This is a genomic window from Roseovarius sp. EL26, assembly GCF_900327775.1.
Taxonomy (GTDB): domain Bacteria; phylum Pseudomonadota; class Alphaproteobacteria; order Rhodobacterales; family Rhodobacteraceae; genus Roseovarius.
Genome location: NZ_OUMZ01000007.1, coordinates 1,421,031 through 1,438,939 on the forward strand (window position 1 = coordinate 1,421,031; position 17,909 = coordinate 1,438,939).

17 protein-coding genes are annotated in these 17,909 nt (G+C 52.2%); 6 read left to right on the plus strand and 11 right to left on the minus strand.

The genetic code is table 11. The features are described 5' to 3' along the window. Nucleotides 1-37: 37 nt before the first annotated feature. Entirely contained in the window at nt 38-1,366 is a 1,329-nt protein-coding gene (locus tag D9A02_RS14875; protein ID WP_120501694.1) for a PQQ-like beta-propeller repeat protein, read from the minus strand. Nucleotides 1,367-1,425: 59 nt separating this feature from the next. Beyond that, nucleotides 1,426-2,091 (minus strand): hypothetical protein, encoded by a 666-nt coding sequence (locus tag D9A02_RS14880; protein ID WP_120501695.1) that lies wholly within the window; start codon nt 2,089-2,091, stop codon nt 1,426-1,428. 207 nt (nt 2,092-2,298) lie between these two features. Between D9A02_RS14880 and D9A02_RS14885 the strand changes: the two genes are divergently transcribed. Genes D9A02_RS14885 through D9A02_RS14895 form a run of 3 tightly spaced genes read left to right on the plus strand, consistent with a single transcriptional unit; the run spans nt 2,299 to nt 7,694 of the window. Next, entirely contained in the window at nt 2,299-3,531 is a 1,233-nt protein-coding gene (locus tag D9A02_RS14885) for an efflux RND transporter periplasmic adaptor subunit (RefSeq protein WP_120501696.1), read from the plus strand. Continuing rightward, nucleotides 3,528-7,319 carry an efflux RND transporter permease subunit gene (locus D9A02_RS14890; protein ID WP_120501697.1) on the plus strand — a complete coding sequence of 1,264 codons (3,792 nt, stop codon included), beginning with the start codon at nt 3,528-3,530 and terminating at the stop codon, nt 7,317-7,319. Before D9A02_RS14885 ends, D9A02_RS14890 begins: the two co-directional genes overlap by 4 nt. Nucleotides 7,320-7,322: 3 nt before the next feature. Further along, nucleotides 7,323-7,694 carry a nuclear transport factor 2 family protein gene (locus tag D9A02_RS14895; protein ID WP_120501698.1) on the plus strand — a complete coding sequence of 124 codons (372 nt, stop codon included), beginning with the start codon at nt 7,323-7,325 and terminating at the stop codon, nt 7,692-7,694. On the opposite strand, the gene D9A02_RS14900 is transcribed toward D9A02_RS14895, so the two are convergent. After that, nucleotides 7,669-7,914: a hypothetical protein gene (locus D9A02_RS14900; RefSeq protein ID WP_254054642.1), complete on the minus strand. Its 246-nt coding sequence runs from the start codon at nt 7,912-7,914 to the stop codon at nt 7,669-7,671. The two genes, D9A02_RS14895 and D9A02_RS14900, sit on opposite strands and share 26 nt — an antisense overlap. Nucleotides 7,915-8,045: 131 nt before the next feature. Here D9A02_RS14900 and D9A02_RS14905 point away from each other — a divergent pair, with 131 nt between their 5' ends. Further along, nucleotides 8,046-8,921 (plus strand): LysR family transcriptional regulator, encoded by an 876-nt coding sequence (locus tag D9A02_RS14905; RefSeq protein ID WP_120501699.1) that lies wholly within the window; start codon nt 8,046-8,048, stop codon nt 8,919-8,921. Between the two features lie 6 nt (nt 8,922-8,927). On the opposite strand, the gene D9A02_RS14910 is transcribed toward D9A02_RS14905, so the two are convergent. Both D9A02_RS14910 and D9A02_RS14915 read right to left on the minus strand, forming a co-directional pair. Next, on the minus strand, nt 8,928-9,203 hold the full coding sequence (locus tag D9A02_RS14910; protein ID WP_120501700.1) for a DUF5665 domain-containing protein: 276 nt from the start codon (nt 9,201-9,203) through the stop codon (nt 8,928-8,930). Between the two features lie 27 nt (nt 9,204-9,230). Beyond that, complete coding sequence (locus D9A02_RS14915; protein ID WP_120501701.1) at nt 9,231-9,551, minus strand: antibiotic biosynthesis monooxygenase; 321 nt, start codon at nt 9,549-9,551, stop codon at nt 9,231-9,233. A gap of 111 nt (nt 9,552-9,662) precedes the next feature. On the opposite strand from D9A02_RS14915, the gene D9A02_RS14920 reads away from it, so the two are divergent. Next, nucleotides 9,663-10,307 (plus strand): hypothetical protein, encoded by a 645-nt coding sequence (locus D9A02_RS14920; protein WP_120501702.1) that lies wholly within the window; start codon nt 9,663-9,665, stop codon nt 10,305-10,307. A 17-nt stretch (nt 10,308-10,324) separates the two neighbouring features. Here the strand turns inward: D9A02_RS14920 and D9A02_RS14925 are convergent, their stop codons facing one another. The 4 genes from D9A02_RS14925 to D9A02_RS14940 form a co-directional block, all read right to left on the minus strand. Then, complete coding sequence (locus D9A02_RS14925) at nt 10,325-12,616, minus strand: glycosyl hydrolase family 28-related protein (RefSeq protein ID WP_120502556.1); 2,292 nt, start codon at nt 12,614-12,616, stop codon at nt 10,325-10,327. 164 nt (nt 12,617-12,780) lie between these two features. Beyond that, nucleotides 12,781-13,092: a non-heme iron oxygenase ferredoxin subunit gene (locus D9A02_RS14930; RefSeq protein ID WP_120502557.1), complete on the minus strand. Its 312-nt coding sequence runs from the start codon at nt 13,090-13,092 to the stop codon at nt 12,781-12,783. A gap of 14 nt (nt 13,093-13,106) precedes the next feature. Then, the gene (locus D9A02_RS14935) at nt 13,107-14,135 is read right to left on the minus strand and encodes a fatty acid desaturase (protein WP_120501703.1); all 1,029 of its coding nucleotides are present in this window, start codon (nt 14,133-14,135) and stop codon (nt 13,107-13,109) included. A gap of 141 nt (nt 14,136-14,276) precedes the next feature. Then, nucleotides 14,277-15,038: a class II aldolase and adducin N-terminal domain-containing protein gene (locus D9A02_RS14940; RefSeq protein ID WP_120501704.1), complete on the minus strand. Its 762-nt coding sequence runs from the start codon at nt 15,036-15,038 to the stop codon at nt 14,277-14,279. 112 nt (nt 15,039-15,150) lie between these two features. Here D9A02_RS14940 and D9A02_RS14945 point away from each other — a divergent pair, with 112 nt between their 5' ends. Further along, nucleotides 15,151-16,038: a LysR family transcriptional regulator gene (locus D9A02_RS14945; protein ID WP_120501705.1), complete on the plus strand. Its 888-nt coding sequence runs from the start codon at nt 15,151-15,153 to the stop codon at nt 16,036-16,038. Here D9A02_RS14945 and D9A02_RS14950 read toward each other — a convergent pair. Both D9A02_RS14950 and D9A02_RS14955 read right to left on the minus strand, forming a co-directional pair. Further along, complete coding sequence (locus D9A02_RS14950) at nt 16,035-16,493, minus strand: hypothetical protein (RefSeq protein ID WP_120501706.1); 459 nt, start codon at nt 16,491-16,493, stop codon at nt 16,035-16,037. The two genes, D9A02_RS14945 and D9A02_RS14950, sit on opposite strands and share 4 nt — an antisense overlap. A 283-nt stretch (nt 16,494-16,776) precedes the next feature. Beyond that, nucleotides 16,777-17,898 (minus strand): beta-ketoacyl-ACP synthase III, encoded by a 1,122-nt coding sequence (locus D9A02_RS14955; RefSeq protein ID WP_120501707.1) that lies wholly within the window; start codon nt 17,896-17,898, stop codon nt 16,777-16,779. Nucleotides 17,899-17,909 lie beyond the last annotated feature (11 nt).

The following is a 17,909-nucleotide window of genomic DNA, read 5'->3' on the forward strand; positions in this document are numbered from 1 at the left end:
CGATCTGATCAGACCGCCCTGTTACAGGATAACGCGCTTAACGGAAAGCCAGCAATTGACCCTTTGACGACACGACATAAAGCGTCCCACCCGCGATCACCGGATTGGTTGTCGCCCCACCGGGTAATTCGACTTCACCCTGAGGAGTGCCATTTTGTGGGTTGAAAAACCGTAATTTTCCATCGTTGGAGGCCACAACCAAACGGCCACCGGCTAGAACCGGGCCGTGGTGGGCATAAATTTCGCTTTGCTTGCGCGGCTTCTTCTTGGTGAAGAATGGCAAGGTACGGGCCCAGATTCGGCTACCGTCGTTCGCGGACAGACGCAGCAATTCATTACGATCAGAGACGATAAAGATCGAATCGCCCGCTGGCCATATCTGATTGAGAGGGCCATCAAGTGCCGTCCATATCCGTTTGCCGCTGGCCACGTTCACCGCCACCAAGCGGCCCGAATGGTTACCAATAAAGACCTTATCACCAACGATAATCGGACCACCGGTAATGTCGCCAATGCTGGCGTTGGAATAGCCCGGACGTTGTCCCGCCACCTGCGCATCCCAAGCCCGTAATCCACCACGAAGGAAGGCGCCCTGTACCTCGCCCGATCCAAAGGCAAAGATCGCGTATTTGTTCGACACGGCGGGTGCTGGCGCACCGGACACGTTGTTGATGTCGGGTGAAGCGACCAACTGCCATGCAATACGGCCGCTGTTTTTGTTCAATGCCCAAGCTACATCATCTCCAGCAACCACATAGACCAGATCGCCAACAACAGTTGGCGTTCCATTGCCGGTTGCGCGCAGGTTTTGCTGCCATTTGACGTTACCAGTTGCCACATCAAGCGCAGTAAGCAGGCCAAAACCTGATGAGACATAAAGCGTATTGCCCTCAACCGCCAAGCCACCACCGCTTGCGTCAGAGGCGGATTCGTTTGCAGGCACGAGGTTCTTCGACCAGATCACCTGACCAGCGGTCGACACGGCCGTAACTGTTGCGTGCGCGTCCAGTGTGAATACACGCCCGCCAGAGACCACTGGGTCGGCGGTGATGCGCGCACGGTTTCCGTCCCCTGCCCCAATGGACACAGACCATGCCAATTGCGGCGTGCTGCGCAGCGCGGGGTGATCTGTCCTGAACGCAGGAGAGTTGGGTGATTGCGCCCAATTGGCGTTATTTTTAGCAGCTGGCAGCTTGAGAGGTGTGGCCTTCGTCGGAGCCTGAGCACTTGCCGAAGTCGCAGCATCTTCTTCACTCAGAACCGACCTAATGTTTTCCCGCTCACCTTGCAGAATAGGGTCATCTTTGCTGCAGGCTGTTAAAGCAATGAGGATTGCCGCCCCGGAAAATAGCTTGGTCGGTTTCAATACTCTGCTCCCACTTCAATCGTATGCTTGCAAGATTCTGACCTGCAAGCGGTCATTCGTTACTCGTTTGATACCGTGACTTTTGGTTCACCACCAAGCGCAACAATCAACTGCGTGACCCGATTGCGTAAAGATGGTGTCGCCAAGGCATTCTCTTCGATCCCTGCAAGGCGTGTCAAAGCGGCATCTCGATCGCCGGTTTCAATGTCAATAATTGCCAATTGTTCCTCGGCAAGCAATCCAGTGACCCCGGCAGATAACGCCAGCCCTTCAAGGCGGGTGCGCCTGTCATCAATGTTGATGCCTGAGTCAGGCAATGACATCGCTTTAAGCGTCGCAATCTGACGATAAACCGGCTGTACGCCTTCGGAATCGGCAATTGACAACAAGCGTACCGCAGCTTCTTCTGGGGCTTCGCTACCCTCTTCCCCTGCAGTCAATAACTCAAGAACAGCTTGGCCGTCTGCATTTGGGGCTACAATATCAGCTAGGGCCGCAGCCCGCACAGCCCGATCGGGACGCTCCAACGCAGTAATGATGGAATCTCCAAAATCCTGTGCAGCTTGCTGTTCGCCGGATTTTTTCCATTCATTCCAAGCTGTTCCGGCCACCAATGCAATCGCGACAACCGCGGCGATCCAACCATAGCGGCGCATAAAACCAAACAGGCGCTCTCGGCGGACTTCATCGGTGACTTCGTCAATGAAACTATCGGTATCGCTCACGCATCTATCCTCGCTGCATTCGCCCCCCTCTTAACCCGAAGCCCTCCGCCTGCCAAGAGGCTGCGGCATATGTACGTTCCAACCACCCATATTATTGCACACTCAATTAATCTGAACTATACGGTTCAGGAATATATGTAATTGAATTCAGCAGATCGCACCCTACATTTGTGCGACCGGCTCTGAACCCATGCAGAAGGTATTGGAATGCGGATTTTTCCTATTATTGCGGCCTTTATTGCGTCCGTGCTTGTGTATTTGTTCATTTTTCAGCGCGACTCCCTTTCGGGTGGCGCTGAAAGCACGCCTGCCACAGACGAAAACGTGGTTACGTCAGAACCGTCTCAGGACGCAGCGGAAGATGCCAATGCGGTTCGTGTCATCGCGGTGAAATCAATTGCGCGTGAAATCGACAGCGCACTCGTGATCCGGGGACAGACCGAAGCCGACCGCGAAGTTGAATTGCAGTCTGAAACCTCAGGACAGGTCATTTCAAACCCTTTGCGCAAAGGCGCATTTGTAACTGCAGGCGATGTGTTGTGCGAGCTTGATCCGGCAACGCGAGAAGCCAACTTAGCCGAAGCCATAGCCCGCCTGGCCGAAGCTAAGACGCGCATCCCAGAAGCCAAAGCGCGACAAAAAGAAGCCGAAGCTCAACTGTCTGAGGCTATGATCAACAATAATGCCTCTGAAAAACTATCAGAAGGTGGCTATGCCTCCGATGTACGGCTAGCACAAACCCGTGCCGCCGTCAGCTCTGCCGAAGCTTTGGTAGAGGCCGCTGCCTCTGGCGTAGGGGCAGCCCAGTCCGGCATTCAGTCCGCTGAGGCTTCAGTTGCCGCCGCTGAGAAAGAAATTGAGCGCCTACGGATCAGCGCGCCCTTTGATGGCCTGCTCGAATCCGACACCGCTGAATTGGGCAGCTTGCTATTGCCCGGTGGGGCCTGTGCCACAGTGATTCAACTGGACCCAATCAAGCTGGTTGGGTTTGTTCCAGAAACCGAAATCAGTCGCATTACACTGGGCGCCGACGCTCGGGCGCGGATGGCCACCGGTGACGACGTCACCGGCCAAGTCTCGTTTCTGTCACGCAGTGCGGATCAGATCACCCGCACCTTCCGTGTTGAAATTCAGGTTCCAAACCCTGATCTGATCCTGCGCGACGGACAAACCACCGAGATCCGCATCTCAGCAGAAGGCAATCAAGCGCACCTTCTGCCGCAATCCGCCCTGACGTTGAACGATGCCGGTGTCTTGGGCGTCCGTATTGTAGGCCCCCAGAATACTGCCAAATTTGTCCCTGTTGTGTTGCTGAAAGATACCAACCAAGGCATCTGGCTGGCCGGACTGCCCGACACTGCCGAGGTAATCATCATTGGGCAGGAATATATCATTGACGGCGTTCCGGTCCTGCCGACCTATCAGGAGCTGGGCCAATGACCGGATTGGTCGATTGGGCCGCAAGCCGCGCACGAATGGTCGTAGCCTTTATCGTGCTCTCCATTATGGCGGGCACATTGGCTTATGTGAGCTTACCAAAAGAAGGTGAGCCAGATATCGAAATTCCAGCTCTTTTTGTGTCTGTCATCTTCCCAGGCATCTCTGCTGAAGACAGCGAGAAGCTGCTCGTCAAAGTGATGGAGACCGAACTAAGCGACCTAGACGGCCTCAAGGAAATGACAGGTACCGCCGCAGAAAACTATGCGGGTGTAGCGCTCGAGTTTGAATTCGGCTGGGATAAAACCAAAATCCTAGCGGATGTGCGTGATGCTATGAACGCCGCTGAGGCGGATTTCCCTGATGGGGCAGAAAAATACACCGTCAACGAAATCAATTTTAGTGAATTTCCAATCATTATTGTCAACCTATCCGGTGCTGTGCCCGAACGTACGATGGCGCGATTGGCCAAAGATCTGCAGGATAAGTTGGAAGGATTGGAGCCTGTTCTTGAAGCTGGGATCGCGGGCAATCGCGACGAAATGGTCGAAGTGCTCATCGACCCATTGCGATTGGAGGCCTACAACGTCACCGCGACAGAGCTGATCTCAGTTGTGCGCAACAACAACCAGTTGATTGCTGCGGGCGAGGTGGAGAGCGAACAGGGGACATTTTCCGTCAAAATCCCGTCGTCCTTTGACGAGCCGAAAGATGTTTATGACCTGCCAATCAAAACCAACGGGGACCGCGTCGTCACATTGGGGGATCTGGCCACAATCAGCCTGACATTCGAAGATCGCCAAGGCACCGCGCGCTTCAACGGTGAAAACTCAGTTGCCCTGCAAGTGGTCAAACGCAAGGGTTTCAACATCATCGACACCTCAGCCCTGATCCGCGAAACCGTCGACGAGGCCCGAAGAGAATGGCCCGAAGAATTGCAGGCGGTAATCGATGTTGGCGCTTCGAATGATCAATCCCGTATCGTGGCATCGATGGTCAAACAACTTGAAGGGTCGGTTCTTACCGCGATTGCGCTGGTGATGATCGTCACGCTGGCGGCGCTCGGCATTCGCCCTGCCCTGCTGGTGGGTTTTGCGATTCCTACCTCGTTCCTTTTGTGCTTCGCCCTGCTAGCGATCATGGGCGTGGCCGTTTCAAATATGGTGATGTTCGGATTAATTTTGGCCGTAGGTATGTTGGTGGACGGCGCGATTGTTGTGGTGGAATATGCCGACAAACGCATTGATGAAGGCTCTGGCCCGATGCACGCCTATGTCGAGGCCGCCAAGCGCATGTTCTGGCCTGTGGTCAGCTCGACCGCCACAACCCTCTGTGCCTTCCTGCCGATGCTGTTCTGGCCCGGTATCCCGGGGCAGTTTATGGGCATGTTGCCTGTCACGTTGATCTTTGTCCTGTCCGCGTCGCTGCTGGTAGCCTTGGTCTATTTACCTGTTATGGGTGGCGTGACCGGCCGTATTGAACGTTGGTTCGACACGTACATCAGGCAGGTCGCCGATATGTCCTGGAAATGGCATCTAGTCATCTTTCCGGCGACCATCGCCGGGTTCTTCCTTGCGACGACCATGGTGCCCTTGCTGTTCGGTACTGTCTCGCTTCAGTTTTCAGCGATGGACATGGGGCGCATTCTTGCCTCGGTCATCCCGACCTTGACAGGTGCCTTCCTGACGCTGTTGGGTGCGATGGTTTTTGTTGCGGTCGGATTTATCAGCTTGATCGGGATGATGTTGGGGTTCATGGCTGTGTTTCGCAGGTTTGTTCGCTACATCAAATGGACCTTCCGCCGCTTCTTTCCGCTTGAAGAGCGCGCCATTGAATCCGGTTACCACCGCACGCCTTTCGGGCGTTTCATCCACATGATCGCAGGCAACCCGGTTGCCCCCCTACTGGCCTTCTGCGCGATCTTTGTATTGGTTGGCAGTGTTCTGATCTTCTACATCGGTAACAACCGCGGCACTGAGTTCTTTGTCGAAACCGAGCCGGAAAATGCGCTGGTCTACGTCCGCGCGCGTGGTAACCTGTCGTTGGATCAAAAAGACGACCTACTTCAACAAGCTGAAGAAATTGTCCTAAATCACCCCCATGTCGAAAGCGCCTTTGCCTTTGCCGGGGATGGCGGCCTCAACAACAACACTGGTGGCGCTTCGCCTCCACGCGATACGGTCGGTCAGATTCAGTTTGAACTGATCCCTTGGGATAAGCGTCCCACTATACGCGAAACATGGTTCACCATTCCGCTATTTGGGTGGGAAATTAAACGCCAACTGACGGACCCAGCGGCCAATGGCACACGTACTGTGGCAGAGCTGACCACCGAACTGGAGAAAATCCATGGAATCAAAGTTGAAATTCTGACGCTTGAACAAGGCCCGGCTTCAGCCAAACCGGTGCATCTACGGATCAAGGGCGATAATTGGGAAGCATTGCAGTCCTTTACTAAGTCCGCTCGCGCCAAATTTGAAGAAACCGAAGGCCTGGCCCTGATCGAGGATACCCTTCCGCTACCCCGGATCGACTGGCAGATCGACGTCGATGTGGAACAGGCCGGGCGGTATGGCACGGATGTCGCCACTGTCGGCGCCATGGTCCAACTGATCACACGGGGTATTTTGCTGGGTAACATGCGCACCGACAGCAGCGATGAGGAGATTGACATCCGAGTGCGCCTTCCCGAGGAATTCCGCGTTCTTTCAACCCTCGACACGCTAAAACTGCGCACCGCAGACGGGCTTGTCCCACTTAGCAATTTTGTCTCGCGCCAGCCGGTTCCGGGCATTGCCCAGGTCGACCGGATTGATCAGACACGGTTCTTTGATGTGAAAGCTGCGGTCGAAAATGGGCTGACCAAATCCATCACCGCCGAAGATGGCACCGTCAGCGAAACCCCCATCAATCCCAATGAGCGAATTGCGATGCTGACCGAGTGGCTCGAAAGCGGTGTTGTTCCGCCCGGTATCATCGTTGAGTGGACCGGCGATGCCGAGGATCAAGAAGAATCCGGAGAGTTTCTTCAAAAGGCATTCCTTGGTGCATTGGGCTTGATGTTCATCATTCTGCTGGCACAGTTCAACAGCGTTTATAATGCCGTGCTCGTCTTGCTGGCCGTGGTATTGTCGACCACCGGGGTTCTGATCGGCATGCTGGTAATGAACCAACCGTTTTCGATCATCATGACCGGAACTGGTATCGTGGCCTTAGCTGGGATTGTGGTGAACAACAACATTGTTCTCATTGATACTTATCAGGAGTATTCACGCTACATGCCCCGTATCGAGGCTATCACCCGCACCGCAGAGGCGCGTATTCGTCCCGTTCTATTAACTACAATTACCACAATGGCAGGCCTCACCCCGATGATGTTTGGTCTCAGCCTGAACTTTGCTGATGGTGGTTACAGTTTCAACAGCCCCACCGCCCTGTGGTGGAAGCAGTTGGCCACCGCCGTGGTCTTTGGGTTGGGCATTGCGACGGTTCTGACATTGATCTTTACCCCCGCCATGTTGGCATTGCGAATCTGGATCGGCACTTACCTGATATGGCTGGCCCGAATGGCCGCCAAGATGTCACAAGGTACTGCCAGCCGGGCTGCGCAAGACTGGGCGCTGACCCATGCTGCCAAGCGCGTGCCCGCACCTGAAATCCTGTGGGATGATACCAGAGCTCACGGATCCGGTGCTTGGACCACACAAGCACAAGAGACTGGGTCAGATGCAAAGGCAGATGTGCAAGCAAGTGACCCTACATCGGGCAAACCTTTGCGCGCGGCAGAGTAGGTAATGTCGAACGCCATTGAGATTGCATTGAATTATATCGAGGCTTCCAATCGTAGTGATATGGAGGCCATCACATCTATGATGAACCCCAGCACCACCTACAGTTCTCAAAATACGGGGCTGTATCTGGGAGATGAGCAGATCATGGCCATGCAGGCCGCATTTCATGCAGATTTTGTGTCACTGCACTGGGACATATCAGAACTCCAAGAGATCCGCCCCGGTGTAGTACAATTTGCCTTTACCATGTCTGGTACAAAGCAGACAGGTGAGCAGATCTCAGTGGCCGGCCAAGAGACAGTCATTGTCTACAATAACTGTCTGCAACACATTGAGGTAAAATCAATAACTATCCCCAGCGAACCAAACCAATGATGGCTGACGCCGCATAGAAAAATTGCAGGGCTAGGAACGCCCAACGCCGATCTATCAGCGCCCAAGCGGCAAACAGACCGGATGAGATCAGCAGCAAACTAAAGCCGAGCAACTCGTTGCCTGTATTGGATGCAATCAACAACGCATAGACAATGGCAAGCGCAGAGCCTGACACCTCAAATGCTGTTATAAGTTTTGATTTATGTATCTCTGATTTCATTTCTGATCACCCCTCGGGAAAGAAAGTACATCGGCACAACACCGGCAAGCCTTGTTTGTCACTTGCCAAAACATGAATCAAATGGGATAATTTCATAATTCAATCTAATTCCTTCATATACAGGAAATCACATGAGCCCGCGTCTAGATATCGACGCCCTGAAAACTCTCTGCGCCATCGCGGATCATGGCGGTATAACCCGCGCGTCAGACCATCTTGCGCTGTCGCAATCAGCGGTCAGCCATAAAATCAAACGTCTTGAGCAAAACATTGATTGCACTCTGCTCACGCGCCGCGCCGGTGCGCCGTTGCTCAGCAGCGAGGGGCTGCGCCTGCTAGGATACGCCCGTCGAATTCTCGCCCTACATGATGAAGCATTGTTAAGCTTTAGCAAGAAACCGTTAACCGGGAAAATCAGGCTAGGCATGACCGAGGATGTGACCAGCAGCGATCTATCGCGGATCCTTGGTCGCTACACCCGGCTTCATCCCAATGTTGCCGTCCGCTCGCGTGTTAGGCAAAGCCTGATCCTGCAAGAAGAGCTGCGGCAGGGCGAAATCGACCTCGCCATCATGCAGGTTTTCAGCCATCAGTTAAAACCGCAGGATGTCGTCCTTTTTGAGGATAAGATGCACTGGGTCAAAGCGACGGATGTTGTTATCTCGGACAAAAAACCAATTCCTTTTCTGGCTTATGACGCGCAATGTTTTTACCGCCAATGGGTGATGGATTCGGAGCGAATGTTTTATCCTGGGGTTGAGGAGGTTCTAGAGTGCGCCAGCTCTGCCGGGATTGCCTCGGCCGTGAAATCGGGACTTGGGGTTGCCTTGTTGCCCGGGCGCTATCTGTCTAAAGAGATGCAAATAATGGAATCCCCTTTTCCACCAGCCCCCGATATCACCTATATCGTGCGTGTTGCCCAGCAATCCCGATCCAAGCCAGTGACTGCACTGGCTCGGGAAATCGTTGAAAACGTTAGCTTCTATCCCACTCTGCAAGTCGCTTGATTTTCCTTATTCGGGTTGCTGAATGTTGACCTGTTCCAGAATTTGCGCAGCCCAATCTCCGATAATCGGGACAAATTCGACTTGGCTTAACGACCAAACGAAGACAGACAAAACAACTGAGGCCCCCAAAACCGTACCCAGACCAAAGGCCATGCCACGCGCCAAATTGAAGAGCATCAATCTGGGAAATGAATTTTGAATTCGAAGGAATCTGTGCCTGTTGAAACGTTCCAGCTCGCGCCCTATTTGCTGCAATTCCTGGTACAGGTCTTTATTATTCATCTATATCTCCGGCAGATCTGAACTGGATCAGTTAAATGTCGCAGCTACATCATACATCACAGGTTCGAAGCTTTTGCAAAGTGCGTTGAACTTGCGATTGTGCACACGCATCTCATCACTGCGCAGCATAGCCTGAAAATCTTCACGTCGTTCCCATTGGGAATAATTCGCAATCCGGGTTTGTGCATCATTCACATGCAGACCCGCGGCAATGAACCCCGGTTGTTTTGATATGAACGCATCATAGGCTGCCGTCAGTTCATCGAGAAGATCCTGACAGGTGCCCGGCGTCATTTCAAAAGTTGTGATAACCGTCTGGTAGCTGTTGGATTTCTTGATGTTGGGCATGGCGACTCTCCTGTTTGCTGAACCAAGCCTAGCAGTTTGCACACGAAGCGCAAAATATTCAGTCTTAACAGATGATTTACCATTTTTCAGCATGGTTAACGTGGAGGGCTTATGCTTCGCGTCATCACAGCTATGTTCACGATTACAGCGGCGCAGCTTCACGCCGGGGCTTGGCCACGTGACGAAGGGCAGGTGTTTTTGTCTTTTTCAGTCGAGTCTGAAACCGAGTTCCCCTATCGCACTTATAGTGCCCTCTATGTTGAATATGGCGCGACAGACAAGCTGACATTCGGGCTGGATATTGGTGGCGACACCACTGAGATGTCCAAAGCGATCGCCTTTTTCCGCTATCCGGGTAAGACCAGCCCCGGCGGCCTCAGGACAGCTTGGGAGCTGGGGATTGGCTTGGCAGATGGCGACTTCGCCTTTCGGCCCGGCATCTCATATGGGCTCGGCATAAAATGGGGTGAAATCGATGGTTGGTTGGGGTTGGAAACCCGTAGCATCATTTTCACGAATGGCCTGGCCGGCACGTTCGAGGCCGACGCTACCCTTGGCCTGTCTATCAGCAAACGCAATAAGTTGATATTTCAACTTCAAAGCGGCATGCCTCCGCTTGAGCAAACCTATATAAAAATAGCCCCGTCTCTTGTGCGAGAACAGAGCCCCGGCCGCCATCTGGAAATAGGTGCAGCCGCCGGGGTCATGGGGACAGATGAATTCAAAATAAAAATAGGCACCTGGCGCCAGTTTTAAATGCAAAAGCCCAACCTTTAGAGTGCATCATCAATCCGGATATGCACCAATGCGGCACCGCGCAATGGTTTTTCCCACTGCAAATGCACTTGATCCTTATCAGGTCCCTGTTTGACCTGCACATAAGGCACGCCGTGATAGGACCCACCGGCACCGTCCAACAATGGCTGGGTTAGTACAAATGAATCCACCCTTTGTGCATTAGCTCCAAACGGTAGTTTGTCATTGGCGTCTATGACCCACGTCTGCGTCGGGCTGGCCTCGGTATGTGCAATCACAGCGGGGTTGACGCTGGGTATTGTCACATTGCTGTATGTGTTATTTGCAAATGTTACATTCTGCACGCGGTCAAAATCAAGTGCCGCAAAGCTCGTATCGAGGCTTTCGACACGGTTGATGTTGTCACCAATAATTCGGAACGAATTCCCGTTAACATTCAACCCATTAATAAAGTGCCCAGGCCCATAAGGCTTGACCATCATAAACGTGAACCAAGGTGCGACATGGCTCACAATGAACACATTATCACTGACATTTAGGGAACTGAACGAAAACTCGCTAGAAAAGTCTGGGGTGGCATCATGTTCATTAGCCCATTCGATAAAATTGTTATCAATGTAGTTTCCCACAATTGTCGCACGGTTGTTGGTTCGGGTCAGGACAAGTCCCGCCGTTCTAGGCGAGTTCTGTCGCCCATCCCCCTGAAAATAATGATTGCCCGTGATGATTGAACTTGAGCCTGCAAGAACTGCAAAATGTCGAAAATAAGTCGCCCGGTTGTCCCGTAACTTTACATCATTTGCATTGGCGTTCAGCCCGATCGATATCCTATCGACGGCTGCAAGTGGTGCCTCATCGGACAAGAACTGACATTGATCAATCAACATGCCCTGATCCCCATTGGCAAAACTGGTGATACCACGATTTTTTGGACGCGTGAAAAAACAGTCTTTAAACGTAAACGCTTTGGCGTTTTGTGGCAAAAGCACCGCACTACAGCGCCCTGAGCACTGAAATTCGACATCTGAGACGGTAAACTTTCCAAGCTCTTCAAATCCACTAAAGTCAAGGATGTATTTAAACCGCCGGAATGTGAACACCTGCGTGCCGCCCGCGTCATACAATGGCAAATTCAGTGTAATCTCCTGCGCTGCAATGTTTTTTTCAGCGACATATACTTCACGCCCAACACCGTTGCCTTCCACCAGAGATCCAACAGGGATGCTGGCCACATTAGCTACACCAGTCAGTTTTTTCGCATTGTTTGCGCTATATGTCGCCTGCGAGGTTAAGACTTCTGTATCCCACTTTGAAGATGGCTTGACGCTGATCTGGCCGTTTCGAATGACCCTTCTTTGCGAAAATACGGTTCTGTTGGAAACGGCTGCCTGCATATCGATTGGTCCGGAAATATCGAACCGTAACCCCCCCAAATCCAAGGTCTCATGCGCGACATTGTTCAACAGCGCCTGAAACGCTTTTCTTAGAGCCTCTTCGTTACTGCCGAAAACCCGGATATAGTCGGGCAAATCAAAATTTTGCACCATCGCAAAAATCTTATCGACAGGCATCGTAACCGTGCCTTCGATTTTGACCGGAGACTGGAAAGTCACACTGTCTCCTAGGTAATGCACCCCTGCGGAAATCAGCACCTCACGCCCATTCGCAGCGGCATCAGCAGCCTCAAACGCCGCATGGTCGTCAGTCACCCCATCGCCCACGGCGCCAAAATCACGCACATCAACCGTGCTCAACATATCGCGAAGAAATGCACTGGTAACATCTTCGATCTCGATGCCATCAATCCGAACGATGCCGTCGTTAGGTCCGGTCAGGTCTAATCCGAAATGGCCATAAATCGGCCCTAGCCCCCAAGGCATATCAACCCCACTGCGTTGACCTGTACCCACGATCGCACTGATCTCTACCACTTGGCCGTAGGTCGTCAGGCTGACCTCGGGCCCCACTTCAGTCAGGCCAGAAACATGCGCATCACCAGCGCCCCCCGCCCAGGCTGCAATTCTAACATTCGGCAGGTTACCGGTAATAGCCTTAATCTTCGCCTTGATCCGTAAATAGCACCCTGGCAGGATCGGCGTCTGTCCCATGTAACGCAATTTTTGCACGCCTTGGGTCTTTTGCATTTCCAGCGCGCCACCAAAATCCTGATCTGATGGTGTATAGATCGCGTTCAATGCTCCCTGATACGTCGCCGACCCCGCAGTGCCGTCCTCGCTGGACCACACATCCAGCCCATCCGAGAATTGAGGCGGCATGAAAGTAATGCCATCGGTAACTGCCTTGTTCATGAAATTCCCTTTCCGCATCCCTGTGCTCTCAGCCCAGCAAGGCGGAAGGAAGGGGATGACATATGTTTCACCTGACCGAGCCGCGCCCGATGGCAAAGGGAATTATCAATCCAAAGTTAACGAAGGCTCAGCGCACCGTGACGGTACGTGGGGCTTGGCCGTGTCTAATCCAACGCGATGAACACCCGACCCGCCTCAACTTTCACCGGATATGTGACCAAATCAGTCGTGCAGGGTGCCGACAGAGCTTTGCCAGTGCAAATATCAAATCGGCCACCATGCAATGGGCATTCAATTACGCAATCAATCACCATCCCATCTTCCAAACTCTGCTCTTCATGAGTGCACATCAAATCCGAGGCAAAGTACCCTTTTTCTGTGTTATAAATTGCGTAGTTACGGCCATTGTGCATCCAAGCAATCAGATCTTCGTCGTCAACATCATCGGTTGCGCAGGCATCAATCCATTGGCTCATATTATCGTCTTTCATTACATCGTTCGTTGGGCGATCCGATCGACCGGCCCGCCATCTGTGATCATATGCGGCGCTTGTCGGATGGTTGCCGATTTTGTGGGACGTCCGAGGCTACGGCGTGCAACCACGCTCAGCACTTCAAGGTTAGTGCGCCAAAACCCCGGGTCGGGTTCAGGCAGCTGATCCCGCACCGCATCCGCAAGATCAGGCAGCGCATGAAACGGCACCTGTGGATACAGGTGATGCTCCACATGATTGTTCATATTCATGTACAGGAAGTTAGCCAACCAACTGCCACGAAACGACCGAGTGCTTTCCAAAATCGAGGGAGAATTTTCCTGTAATTCCACATGCTGGATCAACGTGAACAGCAACATCACCGGCGCACCCAGAACTCGTGGTACCGCAATAAACCACACTGGCCACCAGGTGCCCGCCAACGGTGCCACCGCAATCAGCGCATAGATCAACAGCATGATCCGCGCATTGCGAGTCATTTTGCCAAACTCCCCTTCTGGCGTGACCATCCTCATAGTGTCGGTGTACTGCCGTGTTGCTAGCTGCCAAAACACCTGCATATGAAACCGCAGCAACGCAAAACCGGTAATTTCAGCCCACCAACCACTAAAACCCATCGGTGTATCGAACGGCATCTGACTATCCTTACCGACATGCCAGGTAAATGTATGATGGTTGGTATGGGTATAACGCCGGTGCAGCGGCTCTTCCATGTACAACAGAGATGTGACCCACAGCACGATTTCATTCAGCCGCCGCGTTCGAAACGCCGTACCATGCGCGGTTTCGTGGCTAAACGAATAAGCCGGAACCGTCATAAAAACCCCATGCAACAACATGGCGGGCCACATCCAGAACGTCCCCAGACTAAACCAGATCAAAAAGCTGGTTCCCATTAACGTCCCAAACCATTTCGCAAGATAGATCATCCCAGGTCGATCAGATCGTCCCGCAATAGATTTTAACATCTTTTTATCTAACTTCACCCCAGAGGAGGCGGCGTTAGTAGGTACATAATCAGGCATTTTATACCTCCGCGATCGCGTTCAAAGACACACTCATTCCAGTCGAAGGAGTTTTTGCATAAAACCTACGATCGAAAGTCATAATGATAGTTCTGTGGCATCAGTGTATTTAAGAAAATGCTATGGTCCTAAGTTCGTAGGTCAACTCGCATAATTTGAACCTTCGTCGTCAAGAATAGACATAATTTCAGATAGATGCGCATCTGCCTGATCTGGGTAATCATCCAGTTCCTTGGCTGTTTTCTCAGCGACTTCATCACTCAATACCCGCAGCGGCTGTCCTGTTTGCAAGGCGCGAATATATGTTTCCGCAGCGCGCTCAAAATAGTACAGGCGGTTGAATGTGTCTGCGACGCTGTCACCCAATATCAGCACGCCGTGGTTACCCATGATCATCACCTTGACCTTCGGATTCTGCAACATCGAGGCACAACGTTCACCTTCGCTCTCAAACGCCAGTCCACCAAACTCTTCGTCAATCACATACCGGTTATAGAATGTAGCAGTGTTTTGATCGATCGGAGGCATGTTACTGTCCGCCAGGCAAGCCAGAACCGTGGCATGAATCGAATGCACATGCATGGCACAACGCGCATGCGGGCACAGCCGGTGAATGCCGCCGTGCAGGCCCCAGGCCGTTGGATCTGGTGCGCCGGGACGATCCAGAACATCAGGGTCGTTGGCGTCCAACAACAACAGGTCCGACGCCTTAATTCGACTAAAATGGCGTTGATTCGGGTTGATCAGGAACTGCGTCCCATCATCATTCACCGCCAGGCTGAAATGGTTCGCCACCGCCTCGTGCAGGTTCAGGCGCTCGGTCCAGCGAAAAGCCGCAGCCAGTTCAATACGTTCCTGCCAGTGATCGATGTTCGGGTTATGTGTGGCTGTTTGAACATTCATTTTGCGGCCTCCTGAGTTTCTGATGGTAATTTTGCCCAAAGTGCTGTGGCTTTACAAACGATGGATTCAACGTCATGACATTAGGATTACTAATGTATTGATCGTGCATAATATGAGCTCAACCAATCTACCGCCACTGAACTGGCTCCGTGCCTTTGAATCCGCCGCCCGGCATCTTTCGTTCACTCAGGCCGCAGGTGAGCTAAACCTGACGCAATCCGCCATCTCACAACATGTGCGAAGTCTGGAAGGGTTCTTGGGGCGTGAATTGTTCATCCGGCGCACAAGAGCCCTGATACTGACCGAGGCCGGAGCCAACTATCTACCCACGGTCCGTGAGGCTTTTGACCTCTTGGCTCAGGGTACGCAGGCCATGACCGGCGGAGATCGCGGAAAATCCCTTATTCTACAATGTAACATGGCGTTCTCGGTCTTCTGTCTGGCGCCACGTTTGAAAAAGTTGCATGCCGCTCATCCATGGCTCAGGTTAAATATCGTCACCCCAATCTGGGACCCCGAACGCCACGCTGAGCACGCTGCTATCGAAATTCGCTTTGGCCGCCCGGCAGAAATGTCGAACAATGCGATTCCCTTACCCCGTGATCGATTTTTCCCGGTATGCCATCCAGACTATCAAAGTGGAAAGATTGACCTGAACACCGCTGCCTTGATGGATTGCTCGGGTATAATGGGAAATTGGGAGGCCTGGTACAAATCGCGAGGGCAATCGTTCCATCGCGCAAATGAAGTGAATCTCAGCTCGACCTATTCCGTCTCAATCAGCGCCGCTCTGGCAGGGGGTGGTCTGGCCATGGCGCACGATACCCTAACGACAGACCTAATCGCAAACGGCCAACTGGTTCGCCCATTCAACCACACGCCGGAATTGCCAGAGGCCTACCACATTCTACCACCGGCCAGCCACGCAGATACGCCCGCCACACGGGCGTTCATGTCGTGGTTACGTGCAGAGTTTTTACATCGTCGCTTTGACGATTAAACTGATTCGTCTTCTAAATGCAGTTTCATATCGATCAGCACTTGCTGCAGCAGTGACGTTTCCCGCAGCAGTCGTTTGGCTTCGTTCACCGTGATAACGCCGTCTTCAATCGATTGCTGATATTCAGCCATCAGCATCGCAAACCGCTGGCTAAGTGCGATAACATCACTGTTCACGCCACCTTTGTCATCGGTATTTTTTCGACGCTCATCGAATTGCAGCGTGATACCTTTCAACTCAGCCAATGCGCCCGTAACATGTGGATATGACGCTTCTTCTTCCAACGCCGCAACGGCATCGATAGGCATAAACCTATCTGAATGCTCCTCATGGTCAGAATAATACCGCCCCAGCGTCGCCTTGGATTTCCCGGTCAGAACACATGCAGGTTCAATCCCAACATCCTTGACCAAAGCCTCGGTGTGTTTTTTCAGATAACTTCCGACTCTCGACATTCACTCACTTCCGCATTCTCCCCTAAACAAGCGGGGAACATCAGGTTTTTTTCCCATTATAGACTTTATCAAGAAATGTCATTGGTAATGCAATCCCGACATTATGGGACGTAACAAGTATTGGCCATTTTGGCCATGGTGCGGGACAAAGGAAGGTGCGGTGCAAATGCGTCCAGTTTTCTCCGTTCTGTTAGTCAACAATCTGTCTAGACATCCATCCCCGGAAGTTTACCCAGTCTTGCCAGCTGACTAACACTTTGTCCCGCTGCCCTTTTTGGAGTTGTCAGGCGCGCTCCACCACAACAGACCCAACAGAATATCCTGCCCCAAACGAGCAGATCAATCCAACATCTCCAACCTCGAGATCTTCTGAGAACTTTGAAAACGCGATTATTGATCCTGCAGAGGATGTGTTGGCGTAGTCTTGCAAAATATTGGGTTGCTCTTTTGCTTCCGGAGTGCGCCCCATGACTTTGCGGCCAATAAAATCATTCATAGATTTATTCGCCTGATGCAGCCAGAGCCGTTTGAGATGATCCGACGTCAGCCCTTCTTCGTTCATATGATCCGCAATGTGTTGCGATACAAGAGGCAACACTTCTTTGAACACCTTGCGGCCTTCTTGCACAAATAACATATCGCGCCGATCTTCCATACCATGTTCACGAGTTCGGCGGAGATAACCGTTATTGTTGCGAATATTATTAGAAAACTGCGTCGCGCATCTTGTCGATTTCACAACAAAATAGCCACCTTTTGCCTCATCAGCGCGCTCAATCAAAATAGCGGTGCACACATCACCAAAGATAAAATGACAATCGCGATCCCGCCATTCCAGATGACCAGAGCAGATCTCTGGGCTAACAACCAAGGCCCGCCGGGCCGAGCCCGATTTAACCATATCCGCCGCCGCCTGAATACCAAACGTGGCCGAGGAACAGGCCACGTTCATATCAAACGCAAATCCACCTGCGCCGATCAGCTGCTGAATCTCAACTGCAATGGCTGGATAGGCACGCTCGTGATTGGAGGCAGCACAAATAATCAGATCAACATCATCAGCGGTACGCTGTGCCTGCTCCAATGCCTGCTGGCACGCGGATACAGCCATCTCAGCCATAATTCCCGGTTCATCATCGCGACGTGTACGCAAATGCGGATGCATGACATCAGGGTTCAAGACACCCGATTTATTCATCACATAGCGCTGCTCGATACCCGATGCATTTACGATAAACTCTGATGAAGACGGCTGCTTTTCTGCAATCTCACCAGCTTTGATCGCGTCTGCATGTGTTGCATTATAGATCTCAACATAGGCATTAAATGCCCCCACCAACTCATCATTGGTGATAATTTCTTTCGGGGTGAAAACACCAGTACCGGATATTGCAGGCACAAACATATGTCTCTCCA